This is a genomic window from Psychromonas sp. KJ10-10 (genome assembly GCF_047323245.1).
Lineage (GTDB): Bacteria > Pseudomonadota > Gammaproteobacteria > Enterobacterales > Psychromonadaceae > Psychromonas.
This window is the reverse complement of the sequence record NZ_CP178826.1, coordinates 1,728,266-1,746,591: the sequence shown is the minus strand read 5'-3', so window position 1 is coordinate 1,746,591 and position 18,326 is coordinate 1,728,266. Positions and strand designations below refer to the sequence as shown.

At 38.9% G+C, this 18,326-nt stretch carries 21 protein-coding genes; 4 read left to right on the top strand and 17 right to left on the bottom strand.

What is annotated here, in order from left to right:
- Positions 1-191 precede the first annotated feature (191 nt).
- The 10 genes from ACLKMH_RS09925 to mocA all read right to left on the bottom strand — a co-directional run bounded on the left by ACLKMH_RS09925 (position 192) and on the right by mocA (position 9,475).
- Positions 192-1,121 (bottom strand): ABC transporter permease, encoded by a 930-nt coding sequence (locus ACLKMH_RS09925; protein WP_413701819.1) that lies wholly within the window; start codon positions 1,119-1,121, stop codon positions 192-194.
- The gene (locus ACLKMH_RS09920) at positions 1,121-1,591 is read right to left on the bottom strand and encodes an ABC transporter permease subunit (RefSeq protein WP_413701818.1); all 471 of its coding nucleotides are present in this window, start codon (positions 1,589-1,591) and stop codon (positions 1,121-1,123) included. Before ACLKMH_RS09920 ends, ACLKMH_RS09925 begins: the two co-directional genes overlap by 1 nt.
- Complete coding sequence (locus ACLKMH_RS09915) at positions 1,572-2,273, bottom strand: ABC transporter permease (protein ID WP_413701817.1); 702 nt, start codon at positions 2,271-2,273, stop codon at positions 1,572-1,574. Before ACLKMH_RS09915 ends, ACLKMH_RS09920 begins: the two co-directional genes overlap by 20 nt.
- Entirely contained in the window at positions 2,266-3,798 is a 1,533-nt protein-coding gene (locus ACLKMH_RS09910; RefSeq protein WP_413701816.1) for an ABC transporter ATP-binding protein, read from the bottom strand. The genes ACLKMH_RS09915 and ACLKMH_RS09910 overlap by 8 nt, the downstream gene beginning before the upstream one ends.
- A gap of 290 nt (positions 3,799-4,088) precedes the next feature.
- Positions 4,089-5,417, bottom strand: coding sequence for a putative aminohydrolase SsnA (gene ssnA / locus ACLKMH_RS09905; protein ID WP_413701815.1), 1,329 nt, complete (start codon positions 5,415-5,417; stop codon positions 4,089-4,091).
- A 13-nt stretch (positions 5,418-5,430) separates the two neighbouring features.
- Positions 5,431-6,039: a hypothetical protein gene (locus ACLKMH_RS09900; RefSeq protein ID WP_413701814.1), complete on the bottom strand. Its 609-nt coding sequence runs from the start codon at positions 6,037-6,039 to the stop codon at positions 5,431-5,433.
- Positions 5,963-7,672, bottom strand: a complete 1,710-nt coding sequence (ygfK, locus tag ACLKMH_RS09895; RefSeq protein ID WP_413702306.1) for a putative selenate reductase subunit YgfK — start codon at positions 7,670-7,672, stop codon at positions 5,963-5,965. Before ygfK ends, ACLKMH_RS09900 begins: the two co-directional genes overlap by 77 nt.
- Positions 7,662-8,030: a hypothetical protein gene (locus ACLKMH_RS09890; protein ID WP_413701813.1), complete on the bottom strand. Its 369-nt coding sequence runs from the start codon at positions 8,028-8,030 to the stop codon at positions 7,662-7,664. Before ACLKMH_RS09890 ends, ygfK begins: the two co-directional genes overlap by 11 nt.
- Positions 7,996-8,565: a hypothetical protein gene (locus tag ACLKMH_RS09885; protein WP_413701812.1), complete on the bottom strand. Its 570-nt coding sequence runs from the start codon at positions 8,563-8,565 to the stop codon at positions 7,996-7,998. The genes ACLKMH_RS09890 and ACLKMH_RS09885 overlap by 35 nt, the downstream gene beginning before the upstream one ends.
- Before the next feature lie 316 nt (positions 8,566-8,881).
- Complete coding sequence (gene mocA / locus ACLKMH_RS09880; RefSeq protein ID WP_413701811.1) at positions 8,882-9,475, bottom strand: molybdenum cofactor cytidylyltransferase; 594 nt, start codon at positions 9,473-9,475, stop codon at positions 8,882-8,884.
- Positions 9,476-9,531: 56 nt separating this feature from the next.
- Here mocA and yqeC point away from each other — a divergent pair, with 56 nt between their 5' ends.
- Both yqeC and yqeB read left to right on the top strand, forming a co-directional pair.
- Positions 9,532-10,359, top strand: coding sequence for a selenium cofactor biosynthesis protein YqeC (gene yqeC / locus ACLKMH_RS09875; RefSeq protein WP_413701810.1), 828 nt, complete (start codon positions 9,532-9,534; stop codon positions 10,357-10,359).
- Between the two features lie 23 nt (positions 10,360-10,382).
- The gene (gene yqeB, locus ACLKMH_RS09870) at positions 10,383-11,228 is read left to right on the top strand and encodes a selenium-dependent molybdenum cofactor biosynthesis protein YqeB (protein WP_413701809.1); all 846 of its coding nucleotides are present in this window, start codon (positions 10,383-10,385) and stop codon (positions 11,226-11,228) included.
- A 33-nt stretch (positions 11,229-11,261) separates the two neighbouring features.
- Here the strand turns inward: yqeB and hydA are convergent, their stop codons facing one another.
- From hydA to ACLKMH_RS09845, 5 genes are all read right to left on the bottom strand, one after another.
- A complete protein-coding gene (hydA, locus tag ACLKMH_RS09865; RefSeq protein WP_413702305.1) occupies positions 11,262-12,380 on the bottom strand; it encodes a dihydropyrimidinase in 1,119 nt (372 codons plus the stop codon).
- A 49-nt stretch (positions 12,381-12,429) separates the two neighbouring features.
- The gene (locus ACLKMH_RS09860) at positions 12,430-12,720 is read right to left on the bottom strand and encodes a hypothetical protein (protein WP_413701808.1); all 291 of its coding nucleotides are present in this window, start codon (positions 12,718-12,720) and stop codon (positions 12,430-12,432) included.
- Positions 12,721-12,736: 16 nt separating this feature from the next.
- Positions 12,737-13,252 (bottom strand): pyridoxal-phosphate dependent enzyme, encoded by a 516-nt coding sequence (locus tag ACLKMH_RS09855; protein WP_413701807.1) that lies wholly within the window; start codon positions 13,250-13,252, stop codon positions 12,737-12,739.
- A 16-nt stretch (positions 13,253-13,268) separates the two neighbouring features.
- Complete coding sequence (locus ACLKMH_RS09850) at positions 13,269-13,454, bottom strand: hypothetical protein (RefSeq protein WP_413701806.1); 186 nt, start codon at positions 13,452-13,454, stop codon at positions 13,269-13,271.
- A gap of 180 nt (positions 13,455-13,634) precedes the next feature.
- A complete protein-coding gene (locus ACLKMH_RS09845; protein WP_413701805.1) occupies positions 13,635-13,937 on the bottom strand; it encodes a hypothetical protein in 303 nt (100 codons plus the stop codon).
- Between the two features lie 304 nt (positions 13,938-14,241).
- Here ACLKMH_RS09845 and ACLKMH_RS09840 point away from each other — a divergent pair, with 304 nt between their 5' ends.
- Entirely contained in the window at positions 14,242-15,798 is a 1,557-nt protein-coding gene (locus ACLKMH_RS09840; RefSeq protein ID WP_413701804.1) for a sigma 54-interacting transcriptional regulator, read from the top strand.
- Positions 15,799-15,842: 44 nt separating this feature from the next.
- Positions 15,843-15,983 (top strand): helix-turn-helix domain-containing protein, encoded by a 141-nt coding sequence (locus ACLKMH_RS09835; protein ID WP_413701803.1) that lies wholly within the window; start codon positions 15,843-15,845, stop codon positions 15,981-15,983.
- An 83-nt stretch (positions 15,984-16,066) separates the two neighbouring features.
- Here the strand turns inward: ACLKMH_RS09835 and ACLKMH_RS09830 are convergent, their stop codons facing one another.
- A complete protein-coding gene (locus tag ACLKMH_RS09830) occupies positions 16,067-16,987 on the bottom strand; it encodes an N-carbamoyl-D-amino-acid hydrolase (RefSeq protein ID WP_413701802.1) in 921 nt (306 codons plus the stop codon).
- 43 nt (positions 16,988-17,030) lie between these two features.
- Positions 17,031-18,269 (bottom strand): M20 family metallo-hydrolase, encoded by a 1,239-nt coding sequence (locus tag ACLKMH_RS09825; protein ID WP_413701801.1) that lies wholly within the window; start codon positions 18,267-18,269, stop codon positions 17,031-17,033.
- Positions 18,270-18,326 lie beyond the last annotated feature (57 nt).

Here is an 18,326-nt window from a genome sequence, read left to right as displayed (position 1 = left end):
TAGGCTATTTTGATATTTATGAATAACAGTAAAAAGCTGAACGCATTACTTTAGTGCTTCCAAATTAGCCTTGCACCAAAATAGATCTGATTAGGGAAAGTTATAATAAAAAACCACCTACAACTAGTTGCGGTGGTTTTTTAGTTTTACATTTATTGAGGTGCTAAACACCACTTTAATAATGCAATAATTTAGTGCAGTTTTGGATCAAAAGTCTTAGCTAAACTCATGGGTGTTGATAATTTTTGTTTCATTGAATTTGAGCTAATTAATACCATCACCACTATAGTTGCAACATAAGGCATCATCGCTAATAGGTTAGGAGATATATCGAAACCAAAGCCTTGCATTACTAAATGTAAAATCGATGCGATACCAAATAAATAAGCACCCAACATTAAGTAACCAATACGCCATGAAGCAAATACAACTAAAGCCAGTGCAATCCAACCACGGCCTGCACTCATATTTTCCATCCACATCGGTGTATAAGCAAGTGATAGGTAACCACCCGCCAACCCTGACATTGCACCACCAAATAAAGTAGCAAGATACCTAATTTTAATCACTTTTATACCGAGGGCATTAGCAGAGTGAGGATTTTCACCTACGGCTCTAATGGTTAGACCTGTACGTGTTCTATGTAAAACCCACCAAGTTACACCGGCAATCACAAAGCTAAGGTAAACTAAAATATCTTGATTAAAAAGCAATTGACCAATGAATGGAATATCACTCAGTAAAGGGATCGCAATCGGCACAAAACCGGGTATAGTCGAACCTACTAGTCCACTGCCTAGGAAAGAGCTTAAACCAGTACCAAAAATGGTCAACGCTAATCCCGTAGCAACTTGGCTAGTATTAAGGCTTAATGATAATACCCCAAATAAAAGTGCCATCACCATGCCCGCAAGCATCGCAAGGCTTAAGCCTAAGAATAGGTTGCCACTATAATAAGCACCTGCAAACCCTGCCATCGCGCCCATCAAAACCATACCTTCCTGACCAAGATTGAGAACCCCCGATTTTTCAGTAACAAGCTCACCAAGTGCAATCAATAACAAAGGCGTACCTGTTTTTAATGTCGCGATTAATATTTGTTGAATAAGTACGATATCCATTACACTGATCCTTGTTTTAACGAAGTGCTGTCTTTCTCTGAATTTAAATCTGAAGGTTTTGTTGTTTCAGCTTCTTCTACTAAAGCCGGTTTAAACCTGGCAGGTACAATCGTTATTTTATAAAAGATAAGAAAATCACAGGCAAGTACGAAGAACAACAAGGTTCCCTGAAACAAACCAGTAATTGCAGTAGGTAAACCCAATTCAATCTGCGCTAAATCACTGCCCATGTACAAACACCCCATAAACAATGATGAAAAGATAATACCGATAGGGTTTAGACGCCCTAAATAAGCAACAATAATAGCGACATAACCATAACCAGGTGAAACAGAAGGGATCAACTGACCAATTGGGCCAGTTACCTCTGCGACTCCTGCAAAACCAGCAAGAGCACCAGCAAATAACATAACACCCCAGACAATTTTGGCACTGCTAAAACCAGCATATTTAGCGTGCTTGGTCTTCACCATAAACACGTAATTTAAAACCCGGTAAGGTTTTAAATAACACTACACTTGTTAGCACAGCCAATATAAGAGCAACTAAAATACTCACAGTGGCGCGCCCATCTTCTTGAATAATAGGTAATAAAACACCATCGGCAAAGATAACTGACTCAGGAAAGCCAAAGCCTTGCGGGTCTGCTAAAGGTCCATGAACGGCCCAAAGCAATATATACAAACCAATATAATTAAGCATTATGGTTGATAAAATAATATTGGTTTTGAAAATACGTGATAAACCAGTCGGGATAGTCGCCCAAACTGCGCCAGCTAAAATTCCTGAAAATAATGTTGCTAACAACATTACCGTACCTGCATCTTCTCCTGCTTGAATAGCAATCGCACTACTGGCGACCGCGCCCACGAGTAACTGCCCTTCTGCCCCTATATTCCAAATATTTGCTCTAAAGCAAATTGCCAGACCTGTTGCACAAAGTAACAATGGTGCGGCTTTTACCATTAATTCACCAATGTTATAACTATCGCTAATAGGCATCAGCACAAAAACATCAAAAGCTTTCTGTGGACTAACATCTAAAAAAATGAACATTAAGCTTGATACACACATGGTTAAAATAATGGCAATGACCGGAGAAATCCAAGCCATTATTTTTGAACTTTCTATTCTGGGTTGAACTTTAAGCATTACTCACCTCCTTATGTTCAATAAATCCGCCTGCAATCCATTTCCCAATTTCCTCTATATTGGTATCCTGTGTTTTGACCATTTTAGAAAGCTGTCCTTCATATAACGCAGTTAATCTATCGCAAATAACAAATAATTCATCGATATCTTCCGATACCACTAATATGGCGACACCTTGATCGCGTAACGCAATAAGTTCTCGATGAATCGCACTAGCGGCACCAATATCAACTCCCCAGGTTGGATGCGCACAAATAAGCACACTCGGTTTTTGTTGTACTTCTCGGCCAATAATAAATTTTTGTAAATTACCTCCCGAAAGACTCTTAGCCTGTGAAAGTTCGTTATGACACTTAACCTTGTTATCAGTTATTATTTTCTTAACTAGGGATTTTAATTTATCGCTAAGAATAAAGTTGTTTTTAACCAACGCACTAGAGTTAGTCAGTAAAGTATTATCCATCAGACTCATCTCTGGAACAGCGCCCTGACCAAGTCTGTCTGTCGGAACATAAGCCATGCCTAGCTCTCTTCTTTGACCCGCATCTAAACTGCCGACAGCTTCACCATTAAATAAAATACTATTGTGATTTGCGCGAATATCTTCTCCACTAAGTACTTCTAAGAGATCTTCCTGTCCGTTACCAGCAACGCCTGCAACCCCGAGGATTTCTCCAGCTCTTAGCTCTAGGCTAGCATCCGTCAATCCACAACCAAAGGGATGTGTTGGTGGTAGTGTTAAAGAAGAGGCAGAAAATATAACTTTTTCAGTATTTGCTTTCGGATAACTTTCAGATAATTCAGCATCGCTACCAACCATCATTCTCGCGATAGAATCTGGCGTTTCCTGTGCAGGAATACACTCTCCTGTCACCACCCCACCACGTAAAATAACAGCACGATCACAGAGTTCAGTCACTTCTTTTAATTTATGACTGATAAAAAGAATACTGCCTCCTTCACTGGCTAGTTTTTTCAATACACGAAATAAACCAGAAACTTCATGTGGTGTTAATACCGATGTTGGTTCATCCAAAATCAATAATTTTACGTCCTGAATTAAACAACGCAGAATTTCCACACGTTGACGTTCACCAATACTTAAACTGTGTACATATCGATCTGGGTCTACATGTAAATCGTATTTTTTACTCATCTCAACAATTTTTGCACGTAAATCAGTTAATTGTTCAACAAAAGCTTTATCTAGTCCTAGCTCAATATTTTCTTGAACTGTGAGTGTTTCAAAAACCGAAAAATGCTGAAATACCATGCCAATGCCCATTGTGCGAGCTTGGTTAGGTGATTGAATACTCACTTCATGGTTATTCCAAAAAATAGCACCATTATCGGGTTTGTTTACGCCATAAATCATTTTTACTAGCGTCGATTTCCCTGCACCATTTTCTCCGAGTAAAGCAAGTATTTCTCCTTTATGAAGCTTCATGTTGACTTTGTCGTTTGCAATCACGCCTGGAAATATCTTACTGACATTCCAGAGTTCCAATAAAGGTATTTTATCCATATTGAGTGAGTCCTTTTTAATTCCAGGCTATGCCCGATTTTAGGGCTATCTTAGCCATTTCAGGTAAGAGTCAATGCAAAAAGCTGACCAAGTATTCAACCTTTGAAATTACAGGATTTTTGATTATAAAAAGGGGAAATATGATGCACCTTTGGTGCAGGCGCACTTAAATGGTGCACAAAAAGGGCAAAAAGAGAGGGTTTGGATTTAATTAGGGCTAAGCTATTTATACTTAACCCTAAATAAATACAGTTTATTTTAATAGATAAGAAATATATTTGGTAGATATATTATTTAAGATCATCCATTGCTTTCCATAAACGTGCGACGACTTTTCTCGCCTGCGTGTAAATTTCAGTGACATCAAAAGGAAACTCACGATCTTCATAAACAAATTCCCCTTCAACAATCACACTAGAGACATTACTTGCATTCAACCCAAAGGCAAAATGACCAGCAATATTTTCAGCCATTAAAGGCGTTGGACTGACATAATCAAGAATAGTGAGATCCGCTTTATTACCGGGCGCTAATTGGCCAAATTTAGCAGAAAAGTTACGTGCTAAAAGCTCATTACCATTATGTAAATGTTTCAGGAAGCTATCTGGCCACATCGGCCCACCTGAATCACGGTGTTTAAAGAAAGCAAACTTGAGCTCTTCAAACATATCCGCGCCAATACCATCCGTTCCTAAAGCAACGTTTTTAAAGCGACCTAATTTCTCATTATAACCAATCGCATTATTCATATTTGAACGTGCATTGTGTACTAAAAAAGCATCCTTTTTATTGACGATGGCAATATCCTTTTCCGATAAAAATAAACCATGTGCTAACAAACTTTTATGATTAATTAAGCCATAATCATCCAGTCGTTCAATCACATCTTGGTCATAGTGGTGGTGACTATGAGTGACATCATAACGATCTTCGGCAACATGAATATGTAACCCACGTCCGGTTGTTTTAATGGCATCCGATAACAGAGTCAGGCCTTCATTGCTTACTGTAAAAGGTGCATGTGCTCCAATATGCGCTTCCACAAGATAAGGTTCATCACCTTTTTCCTTGGCGGCATCAATGAGTTGTGCAAAACGCACATTCTCTTCGACACCTTCTGCCATTTCATCTAAACCTCGGTTTCTATCCGTCGTTTCAAAACAGGTCATGCCTCTTAAACCAGCCTTTAAGAAACCTTTACGCAAAGTATTCAGTGAACCCTTAATATAATAGGGTGATGCATGGTGATCGATTACTGACGTACAACCACTCTTAATCGCTTCTAAGGAGCAGATAAGACCGCTAATATAAAGCGACTCTTCATCTAATGCTTTATCCAAACGCCACCATAGATTTTTTAAGATAGAAATAAAATCAGGACTCGGTTTTATATCTGCCATGATCCCTCTTGCCAGTCCTGAGTAAAAGTGATTATGGGAACAAACAATACCCGGCATCACTAATTTACCCTTTAAATCCCTGATTCGTGCATTTGCATATTTGCTGTGAAGATTACTCCCAATCTCTTTTATCATGCCCTTTTCAATAACAATATCTAGCCCTTCTTTTACAAAAGCAGGCTCTAATTGGACGGCCGTTGCATTTTTAAGTATTAACATGAATGATTCCTTATTAAGCTTCGACTTGACCAAGTAAGTAACTGTGTTGCGACAAAACATAATTAATCATAGTCGCTTCATTTTTCATAGATTCTGGCAAACTAACCATGCCCTGTGTATCCATTGGATATAACTGGGACTCACCCGCTACGCGTAATAGAATATCTTTACCCTGCACATAAAAGCCTTCATTAGTGCTGTTATCAAAATCCTCACGTAAATTAAAAATAGTGAATTTATCTTTATAGGGTTTGCTATCCCAAGGACAGAATTGAGCACAATTGCCACATTCGTTACAGAATGCATCGATATGCAGTACTTGCAATTCATCTTTAAAACCAGGAATTGGCAGAGAAATATTGGCGCGATTCGGACAGACATCAACACATTTACTACATACATAGGAGCACTCAAGGCAACGTTTAGACTCCTGTTCAATAAAGGCTGATTGTTGTGACTTCACAAGCTCCTCTGCTTCAATTAATTTCACTTCAATTGAGCCTTTGCGAGTGTAAATTTCCTTTGCCTGTGCTTGTGAGTTAAAGCTATTTTCTTCTCTGCTTTTTTGCGCACGAGCAAGGATAGCATCGGCGACTTTTCTGCCTCCTTCTATAAGCCGCAACAATAGAAGATGGTCCTGTGTGTGCGTCTCCTAATAAAAACACATTTTCAATATTGGTTTCACAACTATTATTTTCAACAACAGGCCAACCATCTTCACCCATCTCAAGCCCCATCGCAGTTAATACGCTTTTGTTGCTTTGCTCACCAACCGCAGTAATTAATGCACTTGTTTTAAGTGACACGGTTTGTTGCGTTGCTACTGGAGATCGACGCCCCTTCGCATCTGCTTCACCTAGGGTCATAATGCGGGCTGTCAATGTGCCATCAGCCTGAAAAGATTCAGGGTTAGTTAAAAACATAAATTTAACACCATCTTTAACAGCAAGATCATACTCACCTTTATGAGCGGGCATCTCAGCTAAACTACGACGATATAACACAGTAACTTGCTCAACACCCTCTACTCTTAGAGCCGATCTAGCACTGTCCATTGCGGTATTACCACCACCAACTACAACAACATTTTGTCCCAGTTGAAGCGCCTCTTTTTTATTAAATCGACGCAGAAAATCAAGGGATTTGTAAATATTATTATTGTCTCCTTGTATTTGAATTAGGTTACCTTTGTCGGCCCCTATGCCAAGACAGATATACTCATATCCCTGCGCTTTCAAGGTGTTAATGTTAGTATTTTCATCACATCCATACTCAATCTTAACACCATGATCCTCAACAAATTGAATATCATGCTCTATCGTACCTTCAGGAATACGGAACTGCGGGATAATGTGTTTAACAACGCCACCAGCACTTTTTTCTTTTTCAAAAATAGTCACAGGATGGCCTGCTCGAGCAAGAAAGTAACCAGCAGATAAACCAGCAGGTCCAGCACCTATTACTGCAACCGTTTTTTTAGAGGCATCAATAACAGGTTTCTGCCATTCAGCTTTATAGTCTTGCCAACCTTCTTTTAGTGCAATTTTTTTCATTTCACGAATATTTACCGCGCCTTCATAATCACGACGAGTACAGTTGTACTGACATTCATGATCACAAATATGACCAGTAATAGAAGGCAATGCATTACGCTCATAAATAACTCCTAGCGCTTCCTTATACTTGCCCTCTCCCACTAAACGAATGTACTCTGGGATATCTTGGCTAATTGGACAGGCAGTGATACAAGGTGCAACAGAACAATCTGTTAAGGGGACTTTTTTATCAACACTGATATCTTCAGGACCACGCCAATCTTTTTGTGCATAATCAATAGTTAATGACTTAGCGACCAATGCCTCAAGCTTCACTAAATCAATACTTGTCATTTGCCAATCATCACTTGAATCAATTTCTTTAGCACAATCCATTAAACGCATATAACCGCCGGGTTTGAGCAGATCAGTTGCCATAGTGATAGGTCTAATACCGGTTTCAAATATTTCACGAATATTAAACTTACTCGCACCACCAGAATAAGAAATCGGTAAAGCACCATCAAATTCTCGCGATAATACCAAAGCCACATTAATTGAAATTGGGAATAATGCTCGCCCCGACATGTACATTTCTTTTTCTGGTAAACGACCTTTGTTATTAATTGTGCCAAGGGTATTAGTCAGTTTAACGCCAAAACCAATGCCCTTTTCTTCACCAAGTGCCTTTAGTCTATGCAACATGGCTTTAGCAAGCATCAAGCTGTAAATCTTTAGTAAAAGCTTCTTCACTTAAAGAAACATTAGTAAAACCAGATTGATCTAATATCTCTCTAACTCGCTTGAAACCCAGCAAAGTAGGATTAAGTTTAACGTAGGTATTGATGCCACGCTCTGCGATCATATAACGACAAATAGCTTCTATTTCTGTGGGAGGACAACCGTGCATCGTTGATAATGTCACGCCCCTAGTTAATTGAGCAGGAATGTTATCCGCTAAGCTAGCAAGTGCAGGTTGTTCTACTTCTAATGAGCACTCAGCTAATATTGCAGAATTTTCAATAAAGTCACTTAGTTCAGCTTTATATTGAATAAATTTTGGATGCTTGCGAAGCATCTAACATATTGCTGATATATGCCTGCATTGGTGCTGTTTTGATGCCGGCAAGATCATAACCAACACTCATATTAAAGATAAAGGATTTACCTGATACTGTTTTTTGAGGTGTTAACAAAGACTCAAGAAGGTGTAATACAAACCACGCTTTTAAGTATTCATCAAAGGCTTTAGGAAGAGTGAATTCGCTAGACCATTCGGTATTATAACACTCGTCTTCGGCATCAATGCAGGGCTTAGCAATTTCCAGCGTATCCATTATTTGTGCGGTTTTAAGCTCCATAAAACGCCCGCCCGCTAACCAGGATGTCACGATATTCTGTGCAAGTTGTGTATGTGGTCCTGCAGCTGGGCCAACAGGTGTCTCTGCACCTTCTCCCCACACTGAAATACTCTGCTCACTTAGTTTTTGATTGCCTTGTTTTTTATAACATTGCTTAAGTGGCATTGAAAATATCGATTGGTTTGTTTTATATTCATTAAAAATACGATTAAGTAGTTCACTAAATGGAACTGGGCGCATTATATCTGCCATGAAAGCTTTCCTTCTTTTGATGTTTTTCAGTTTTCCTTATATCCAATAGAGCAATGTGCAGGCCAATTCTTCGCGAACTTTACTCATTTAAATAATTGCGCACATATAAATGATTTAAATCAAATGAAATAAAAATAGTGAGGGATTTAAGCTAGAAAAGTGACGATTTTGAATAAATGAAATCAGCGAGAAAAGTGAAACTATAGGAGCAATACCAGGCAAAGCTTGAATTATCACTATCAGTTTAATAGCCAACTATCACAATGATAGTGATAGCCCAGTGATAGCATAGCGATAATTGATAAAAATATATCAGTTAAACATTTTGCTTTTTCAAAAGCGCTTGATAGGCATCAGGAGTATCGATATCAAAATAAATATTAGGGTCTGTTAATTGCAAATAAGACACTGAAAACTCATTAAGTATCGCTTTCATTTTTCCGTTATAGGGGGCATTTAAAATTGTCTTTCTTAACCCTGAGTGAATTAAAACCGGGTGACCTGAGTATTTTTTATCACCTGGGAAAACAGTCCCTTGCGAGCGTGCTTGCCAAAGATTATGGTAAATTTCTGGATTGATACAGGGCATATCAGCATGACTAATAAAAAAATGTTCACCACTAACATGTTCAACTCCTCGCTGTATCGAAGAGAACATGCCTTGCTGGTAATTTTCATTAATGACTATTTTAACATTTTCATAAGTACGCATTTTTTCAATTAATTCATCGGCTCTGTATCCAACCACTAAGATAACCCGCGAGCAAACTGATAAAGCGTTTTTTACACTGTTTTCAAGGATTGTTGTATTGTTATAGGGTAGCATGAGTTTCCACTCGCCCATGCGTGAAGAAAGCCCAGCGGCTGGCATAATACAATCGATATCAATGAGAGATGTTTTTTGAGTCATAAATGATATTCTAATAAATAGTTTTCCCTTTAATACTACCCTTAATTGCGAAAGTCATGCACATAAATACTAATTCGAATATTGAAAATAAACAATTAATACAAACCTTGTTACAGGCTCATAAAGCTCCTATCACCATTTCAATCGTCGGAGCGGGCGGAAAAACGCACCTTGCACGCTGGTTAACTTACTTTTTCAAAAAACAGGGAAAAAATGTATGTGTCACGACCAGCACTAAAATGTACCTTCCCGATGACACGGAATACGATAATATTATTCAATGGGATGAAACTATACCTTTTGAAACTATACCCATTCAGCGTAACAAGCACATTGCCAATACAACGTTTCTCTATACCCAAAAACTAACCGATCAAACATTAAATGACCCCATTAAGGTCAAAGGTTTACCTTTAACAGTATTAGAAAAAATACATCAGGCATCTTTATTTGATGTGATCATAGTTGAAGCCGATGGTGCAAATCATCTGCCCATCAAAGCACCCGCAGGGCATGAACCTTGCATACCTCAATGTTCAAACATTGTTTTTGGGGTAACCGGTGCTGAGGCGATTTTTGCAAAAGCAAATAGTCAATCTATCCACCGCTGGCAACAATTTTCACAAGTCACTGGCTGTTTAGAAAAAATGCAAATCGGACATTCTGTATTAAAGCGCTTATTAAATCATTCACAGGGAATGTTTAAAAATGCGCCTGAGCAGGCAATGAAAATGTGGGTGATTAATAAATATGATTTAGCAACTGAACCACAGGCTTTATTATCCCTAGCAGAAAAACTAATTGTCGATGAGCCAAATTTAAGCTGTATATGGTTAACCCAGCTTAATAAAGCAGATCCTATTAAAAAAGTTCTGTCCAAGTAAAACTAAAAAACACGGACTATAAAATGCAACAAAAAAACACTCATTCAACCAATCTAGTCATTGAGCAACCGCTTATTGCCAGTAATAAACTAGTTGTGATCCGTGGAGCGGGTGATATCGCAACGGGCATTGCCGTGCGTCTTCACAATTGTGGTTTTAAAGTGGTAATGACGGATATCGCTTTACCTACTATGATCCGATCTAGTGTTTCCTTTGGTCAATGTTTATATGGCAAAGCACAACAGGTAGAGGGTATTACCGCTGTCGAAGCGAAAGATTGTCAAGCCGTGTTTGATATTCTCAATCAGCAACAAATTCCGGTGATAATCGATGAAGATGCAAGCTTAATTAAACAACTTAAAGCACCTTTTTTAGTAGATGCTATTTTGGCTAAGCGTAATTTAGGCACTCACAAATCAATGGCCCCTATCACTATTGCGCTTGGCCCAGGTTTTAATGCAGGTATTGATTGTGATGCAGTCATTGAAACCAATCGAGGACATTACCTAGGGAGAGTAATTTACCAGGGCCCTAGCCAAGAGAATACTGGTATTCCGGGCAATATTGCAGGCTTTACTTATCAACGCGTAGTACGTTCCCCTTGTACTGGCATATTCAAATCGGTTGTTAAACTCGGCGATATCGTTAAAGAAGGCGATTTAATTGCGCAGGTTAATGATAAACCTGTTGTTGCTCCTCTAAATGGTATGGTCAGAGGATTACTTAATGATGGCCTCGAAGTTGAACAGAATTTTAAAATAGCTGATATCGACCCAAGGGGCCTTAAAGCCGATTATACCACTGTCTCAGATAAGGCTAGAGCTATCGGCGGAGGTGTATTAGAAGCCATGTTACACCTCTCTTTGTAATTACTCAGGGCGTCGCTATTTAAGCCTAATCTATTATGAATTTTGAGCCTTAAAAGGCTTCCGATGCATAAATTGGCCGTATCCTGCTTGTCCTGTGAAAGTGCCTTGGTGAGCAACAATAGCACCTCGGCTGATTGTCATGATAGGCCAGCCATGACATGCAGTACCTTCAAAGGGCGTATAATCGCTATTATCGTGCAACACATCATGATTAATAATACGCTTTTCATTAGCATCAAAAATAACCAAATCTGCATCTGATCCCACTTCAAAACAGCCCTTTTTAGGATAAAGCCCAAACAGTTTTGCTGGTTTATAACTAGTCAAATAAACAAAGCGTTGCACACTAATACGGTTTTTCATCACTCCCTCTGAGAATAACAAGGGCATTCTTGTTTCCACACCTGGCAACCCATTTGGGCATAAACTGAAATCATCTATACCCAGTTGTTTTTGCTCCTGATAAGTAAAGGCACAATGATCCGTCGCAACCGTATCGATACTGCCATCAATCAGTCCTTGCCACAGTTTTGCTTTTTCAGCTTCAGGACGAAGTGGTGGGCTCAAAATATATTTCAGCCCATCTGGTTGTAAATAACAGCGTTCATCAAGTAATAAATATTGTGGACACGTTTCTCCCCACACAGCCTGATTATTTTGCCGTGCAATACGTGCATAATCTAACCCTAGACCATTTGATAAATGCACAATATATAATGGCGCATCATCGGCAAGTTTGGCTAAATTAATCATTCTAGCGACGGCCTCAGCTTCACACTCTAGTGGTCTGCTAAGCGCATGATACTCAGGTGTTGTTTTGCCTTCATTTAAAAATTGAGCACGTTTAATCGCAATGGTTGCATCATTTTCAGGATGTACAGCAGTCAGCGCCCCTACTTTTTTGAGCTTGCTAAGGGCACGATAGACGGCGCCATCTTGTAATTTATGCTGATAGGTTAAATACAGTTTAAAACTGGCAATCCCCTGCTCATGCACCATAGCTTCCATTTGCCCAAGAATGGTGTCATCAATATGCTGGATCACACCATGAAAGCTATAATCAATGACCGCTTTATCCTGCGCATACCCCTTATATACCTTGAGTTGATGAAAAAGATCACAGCCTTCAGGGCCAAATCCCATGTGGTCAATAATACTGGTTGTGCCACCACAAGCCGCAGAGCGAGTACCAGAATAAAAATCATCGCAGCCTTCGTGTTATTCCCACATCAATATTAAAGTGAGTATGCACATCGATGCCTCCGGGCAAAACGTATTTATCTGTGGCATCAATAACAACACAATCAATATCTTCAGTGGAAATATTAGCGGCTATCTGCGCTATTTTTCCATCTTTTATTAACATATCTGCTTGGCGAGTGTTTTTATGATCAGCAATCTGGCCATTGCGAATAAGCAAAGCTTGCTCTGCCCCTTCCTGACCTGCGGAGCTTGCTAATAAATCGCTATTAAATGCTACTTTTTCATTCATAAATTAACCTATTTGTTTAAGCACTAGCGTATTTACCCTGCCAAACCACATCACGATAATGCGAAGGGTCGGTATCACCCTCAGTGCTAAACACTAACACGACAGAATCAGAATCAAGTTCAAGCTTATCCATCAAGGCCTGTTGATCTTCGCTATAATAAAGCCCAGCAAGCAAACCAACACCAATTGCACCAGACTCTCCAGAAACAACACGCGGATCATCAGCCATCGGATTGCCAAGTACTCTCATACCTAATGCGCCTAATTTATCTTCACAGGAAACAAAATGTGTCGAGCAGTTACGTAACACTTCCCAGCCTAGAGGGTTCGGCTCACCACAAGCTAAACCCACCATGATGGTATCAAGGTCACCACCGACATTAACCATATCGCCTTGCGCATTTAAGCCAGAACGATAAATACAGTCGGCTTGATTTGGTTCGACAATGATAGTTTTTATATTCTCAGCGCCTAATTTCTCAGCTAAAAAACCTAATACTCCACCAGCCATCGCACCGACACCCGCTTGCAAAATAACATGTGTTGGTTTATCGATATTCTGCTCGCGTTATTTGCTCGACAGCCTCCGCGACCATAGTGCTATAACCCTGCATTATCCAAGTCGGAATTTCACTATAACCTTCCCAAGCTGTATCTTGCACCACTTTCCAACCATTTTTAGCAGAAGTTTCTACCACCAGACGCACGGTTTCATCGTAATTAAGATCCGTCACAATGCACTCTGCACCCAATGCTTTAATATTATTAACTCGCTCTGTCCGCTGCGCCTTTAGGCATGTAAACAACGGCATTCTGCCCTAATTGTTGAGCGTACCCAAGCAACACCTCGACCATGATTACCATCTGTTGCAGTGGCAAAGGTCAGCTTTTGAGTAATATGATCGTTGAGTTTATCAAAGTCGCAGACTATCAATATCTAGTTTAAACTCGTCACATAACAAGCGAGCAATGGCATAAACACCTCCTAACATTTTGAATGCGTTTAAACCAAAGCGATAGGATTCATCCTTGACCAGAATATTTTTTAAAGAGAAATTTTCAGCCAGTGAGGTTAATTGATGTAATGGCGTGGCTTTATAATTAGGCAAACGTTGATGGAAATTTTGTGCTTTTTCAGCCTCAGATACGCAGAATAATGGTGATAATTGACCATTAAAATGAATGTTTTTTGCGATTTTAATATTAAATTTTTTCAAAACTATACCTTATTATTATTGAGAAGCGAGTCGCTCAAATTACTTAAAAACCTACATATTAATACTTACAATCCAATATTTATGCCAAGTTTTAATAAAGGGAACAATCTCATAACGCCTTGTATTTCATGGCTCGGCTTTAGCTTTGATACTAGAGAATGATAGTTGTACCTATCATATTTATAAAAATGATAGTGATAGATATCAAGGAGTATCATTTTGATATGAGATAAGGTGAAGCAATGGTAAAACAATGACTTTTATGACAACATCTAGAGTAAGGTTAAATGTAAAACGGATTTATATGCGAGAAAATACAAGTAGCTCTGAATTAATGGAGATCCAACCAACCATTATTCGTTTCACAAAAATGTTAGCGGCTGTGCTTAAAGTTGATGCGGAAGTTGTCGATGCCAATTTAGTACGCATTGCGGGCACTGGGCCTTACAATCAGCATTTTGGTAAGAAACTTAATACCAGCTCGCGATTATTTCGCTACATAATTGAAACCAAAGAAGAAAAATCGCTTATAAAATCTCAAACAGATCCACTCTGTAAAGATTGTACAAGTAGTGATGGTTGCGATGAAACCGCTTTTTTAGGGGTACCGATTTTATTAGAAGATCGCTGTATCGGTGTGATCAGTTTGGTTGCATTTAACCAAGCATCACAACAAGTCATCCAAGAAAATGTGCTCATTTTTTCTGATTATATTAAACACATTGCACAACTTGTGACTGCCAAACTTGAGGAAAAACATACTTCCTCTCATGGTCTGCAGGAAGTGTTCATTAATCTTATTGATAATATGGATCAGGGGGTACTTGTCCTTGATGAAAATGACTACGTTAAATACGCAAACCAACCCGCATTAAAAAGCTTGGCTCTCAGTAGAAATGATTTTCAAAAAACCAGAATTAAAATCAGACCATTAACTCACTGTAAAAACAGCACTGAGTCACAACAGCAAGACATCATTTCATTTGGTGGAAGAGAAGAATTATTAGTGGGACGCTTTAATAATGCCCAATCCCATAAGCTTTTTCTGATGTCTTTTCATCAACCCCATGTTGTCCCTATGAGTTCAGAATCTAATGCAGTATTTGTTGACACTATTGGTGAAAGCAAAAAAATGCCGCATATAAAATCATTAATGAACAAAATTGCTTCCAGCCCTTCAAGTGTCTTGATCAATGGTGAAAGTGGCACGGGTAAAGAAGTCATTGCCAATGCGATACACAAGCTCAGTCAACGAGCAAAAAATCCTTTTATCGCAATAAACTGTGCGACTATTCCTAATCAATTATTAGAGAGTGAGCTTTTTGGTTATGTTAAAGGTGCTTTTACTGGTGCATCAAGCAACGGCAGAGTAGGTTTAATTCAAGCGGCAAATAAAGGCACCCTTTTTCTTGACGAAATTGGTGATATGTCAATGCAACTTCAAGCCAAATTATTACGAGTGCTTGAAACACGAGAAATTACTCCGGTTGGATCTAACAAAGCACTTACGGTTGATATACGCATAATTTCTGCAACCAATCGAAATTTCACCGATTTAATTGCCAATAATGAATTTCGAGAAGACTTATACTATCGACTAAATGTTATTCCTTTACACCTCCCTGCGCTAAAAGAACGCGAAGGAGATGTGCCATTACTAATTAATTATTTCATCGATATTCACACTCGAAAACTCGGTGTTAGTTATCCGGGTATTACAGAGCAGGCACTGAACTGTTTAACCCAATATCACTGGCCAGGAAATGTGCGAGAGTTAAGTAATCTCATTGAATATCTTATTAATATTGTGCCTGATGGCGATAAAATTGATATTGACCTTTTGCCCCACATCTACAAATAGATGCACCCAAAAGCCAGTTAAATTTTACTGAGCAAGGTGCGGGTATGAGCTTAGAAGAAATTGAAAAATTGCGTATTGAAGATGCGATTTCGAGATTAAGTAGCCGCAAATTAGTGGCTGAAGAGTTAGATATTGGTATTGCTACGCTATATCGAAAAATAAAGAAGTATGGTTTAAGCAGTTAAACAACTTTATAAAATCATCTTACTAGCAGGCTAGTAAGATGATTTATCTAAGAATCTTAGTTAAAAAGATTCCGTTTTTTAATTTATTTTTTCTCACTGATGATCTTATATTCATCTGGTCTACGGTGCAGATCAAAATTGAAAATATGCTCTTTTATTTCACGCGTCATTTCAAAATCACAATCCGCGAAAATAAGTTCATCCTCAACGGTTTTTGCCATAGCGAGTATTTCACCCGTTGGTGCGATAATACAACTTTCACCAAGTAGGTCACAGCCCTCTTCATTACCCGCTTTTGCACAGGCAATTATCCAACAACCATTTTGGTAAGCAGAGGCCTGCATCACCACATGATTATGAAAAGCCTGAAGGTGGTCATGTTGTGGTACTGGCGGATAATGCATTGGAGTATTGTAACCTAACACAATCATCTCAGCGCCTTGTAGCGCCATCACTCGGTAGGTTTCAGGCCAGCGACGATCATTACATAATGCCATACCCACTTTTCCGCCCATAAAATCCCAGCTTCCAAAACCTGTATTACCAGGTTCAAAATAACGTTTCTCTAGATGTTGGAAAGGCCTCCATTCTTCATGTTCACTATGTCCAGGTAAATGGATCTTACGATATTTTGCGCTTATTTGACCCTTATCATCAACCAATATAGCAGTGTTGTATCTATGTGTAATGCCCTGTTCATCCTCGGTTAATTCCGCATAACCAATATAAAAACCAACACCTAGCTCAGCGACTTTATCAAATAACGGTTGAGTCTCTGCATTAGGCATTTCTGTTTCATAAAAATAATTCAGCTCTTGTTCATCTTCAATAAACCAACGTGGAAAAAAAGTAGTCAAAGCAAGCTCGGGGAAAACCACAAACTTACAACCATTACTATGTGCTTTGGTTAATAAATCAATCAAACGAATGACAACAGCACTTCTAGGTTCGCTTCGTGCAATAGGCCCTAATTGGGCAACACCAACAGTTAATATTCTAGACATATAATAAATTCCATAAGTTAAGAGGTAAAAAATTAAATAATAATTAAGAGATAAAATCCACGACCGTTTGAAGCAATAAATTTGCACCATTAGTAACTTGATCGGGATGTGTATATTCATTGATATTGTGGCTAATACCTTTATAGCTAGGCACAAATATCATTGCAGTCGGGCAGTGTGGTGCGAACATTTGCGCATCATGCCCTGCACCAGAAAATAGTCGTTTTGTTGAAAAAGTATTTTGCTTGGCTAATGTTTCAATGCGATCAACTAATTTAGGGTTAAAATGTACTGGTTGAAATCTAGCAAGAATTTTTTGCTCAACTTTTAAACCATGTTGTTTCGCTTGTTCATGAATAAACTCCTGTAGAGCTAATTCTGCTTTTTGTAGCTCCGATTCATTTGGATTTCTCAAATCAACCGTAAACAATGCTTCATTTGGGATAACATTAATTAAATTTGGTTTAAGTGTTAAAGCACCTACTGTCGCAAGTTGATTCGGTGCCATTAAACTTGCAAGCTCATTCACAAACACACTCACTTTGGAAGCGACCAATCCCGCATCCTGTCGATATTGCATTGGAGTCGTACCAGCATGATTAGAAATGCCAGTTAAATGAAATTCCTGCCATGAAATGCCTTGCACGCCTTCAACAACTCCAATGTCTATTTGTTGCTCATCCAACACAGGCCCCTGCTCAACATGAAGCTCAATAAAACAAGCAACATCTTGTTTAATATTGGTAAATTCAGCGCTTCCGTTATAACCAATACGCTTTAATTCATCCTCCACTTTGGCGCCGTCAATGCCCTGTGTTTGTAATGCAGTTTGTAAACTAAGCACTTGCGACAATACTGCGCTACCCATCATATCGGGCGCAAAACGAGAGCCCTCTTCATTGGTAAAAAAGCCAACAGAAACAGGGGTAGTTGGTGTGATGTTATTATCAATCAGTGTTTCGATCACTTCTAGACCAGCTAACACACCTAAGTTCCCATCAAATAAACCACCAGTAGAAACAGTATCGATATGTGATCCCATCATAATACAAGGTAACTCCTGCTCCCCTTTAAGGGTTGCGATAACATTACCAATTGCATCAATACTGATATCAAGTCCTAAATCTTGCATCCAGCTAACCACTAAATCGCGACCTTTTTTATCAGCATCAGTTAAGGCTAAACGTGAAACACCACCGCCATCAAGTGCACCGACTTCACCTAAACATTGCAAACGACTCTGTAATCGCGCGACGTTAATACATAAAGTTTTATCACTCATATATTGCCCTTAACTTAAAATTTTAAAATCACAAAAACTGAAACAAAAATACCAATT

Bases quoted from the DNA above. Each gene is read 5' to 3' on its own strand.
- mocA (WP_413701811.1), bottom strand. From the start codon at position 9,475: ATGACTCAAAAAACATCTCTCATTGATATCGATTGTATTATGCCAGCC.
- ACLKMH_RS09860 (WP_413701808.1), bottom strand. From the start codon at position 12,720: ATGAATGAAAAAGTAGCATTTAATAGCGATTTATTAGCAAGCTCCGCA.
- yqeB (WP_413701809.1), top strand. From the start codon at position 10,383: ATGCAACAAAAAAACACTCATTCAACCAATCTAGTCATTGAGCAACCG.
- ACLKMH_RS09885 (WP_413701812.1), bottom strand. From the start codon at position 8,565: ATGGCAGATATAATGCGCCCAGTTCCATTTAGTGAACTACTTAATCGT.
- ACLKMH_RS09910 (WP_413701816.1), bottom strand. From the start codon at position 3,798: ATGGATAAAATACCTTTATTGGAACTCTGGAATGTCAGTAAGATATTT.
- ygfK (WP_413702306.1), bottom strand. From the start codon at position 7,672: ATGCTTGCTAAAGCCATGTTGCATAGACTAAAGGCACTTGGTGAAGAA.
- ACLKMH_RS09925 (WP_413701819.1), bottom strand. From the start codon at position 1,121: ATGGATATCGTACTTATTCAACAAATATTAATCGCGACATTAAAAACA.
- ACLKMH_RS09830 (WP_413701802.1), bottom strand. From the start codon at position 16,987: ATGTCTAGAATATTAACTGTTGGTGTTGCCCAATTAGGGCCTATTGCA.
- ACLKMH_RS09825 (WP_413701801.1), bottom strand. From the start codon at position 18,269: ATGAGTGATAAAACTTTATGTATTAACGTCGCGCGATTACAGAGTCGT.
- ACLKMH_RS09835 (WP_413701803.1), top strand. From the start codon at position 15,843: ATGAGCTTAGAAGAAATTGAAAAATTGCGTATTGAAGATGCGATTTCG.
- ACLKMH_RS09890 (WP_413701813.1), bottom strand. From the start codon at position 8,030: ATGCTTCGCAAGCATCCAAAATTTATTCAATATAAAGCTGAACTAAGT.
- yqeC (WP_413701810.1), top strand. From the start codon at position 9,532: ATGCACATAAATACTAATTCGAATATTGAAAATAAACAATTAATACAA.
- ssnA (WP_413701815.1), bottom strand. From the start codon at position 5,417: ATGTTAATACTTAAAAATGCAACGGCCGTCCAATTAGAGCCTGCTTTT.
- ACLKMH_RS09915 (WP_413701817.1), bottom strand. From the start codon at position 2,273: ATGCTTAAAGTTCAACCCAGAATAGAAAGTTCAAAAATAATGGCTTGG.
- ACLKMH_RS09840 (WP_413701804.1), top strand. From the start codon at position 14,242: ATGCGAGAAAATACAAGTAGCTCTGAATTAATGGAGATCCAACCAACC.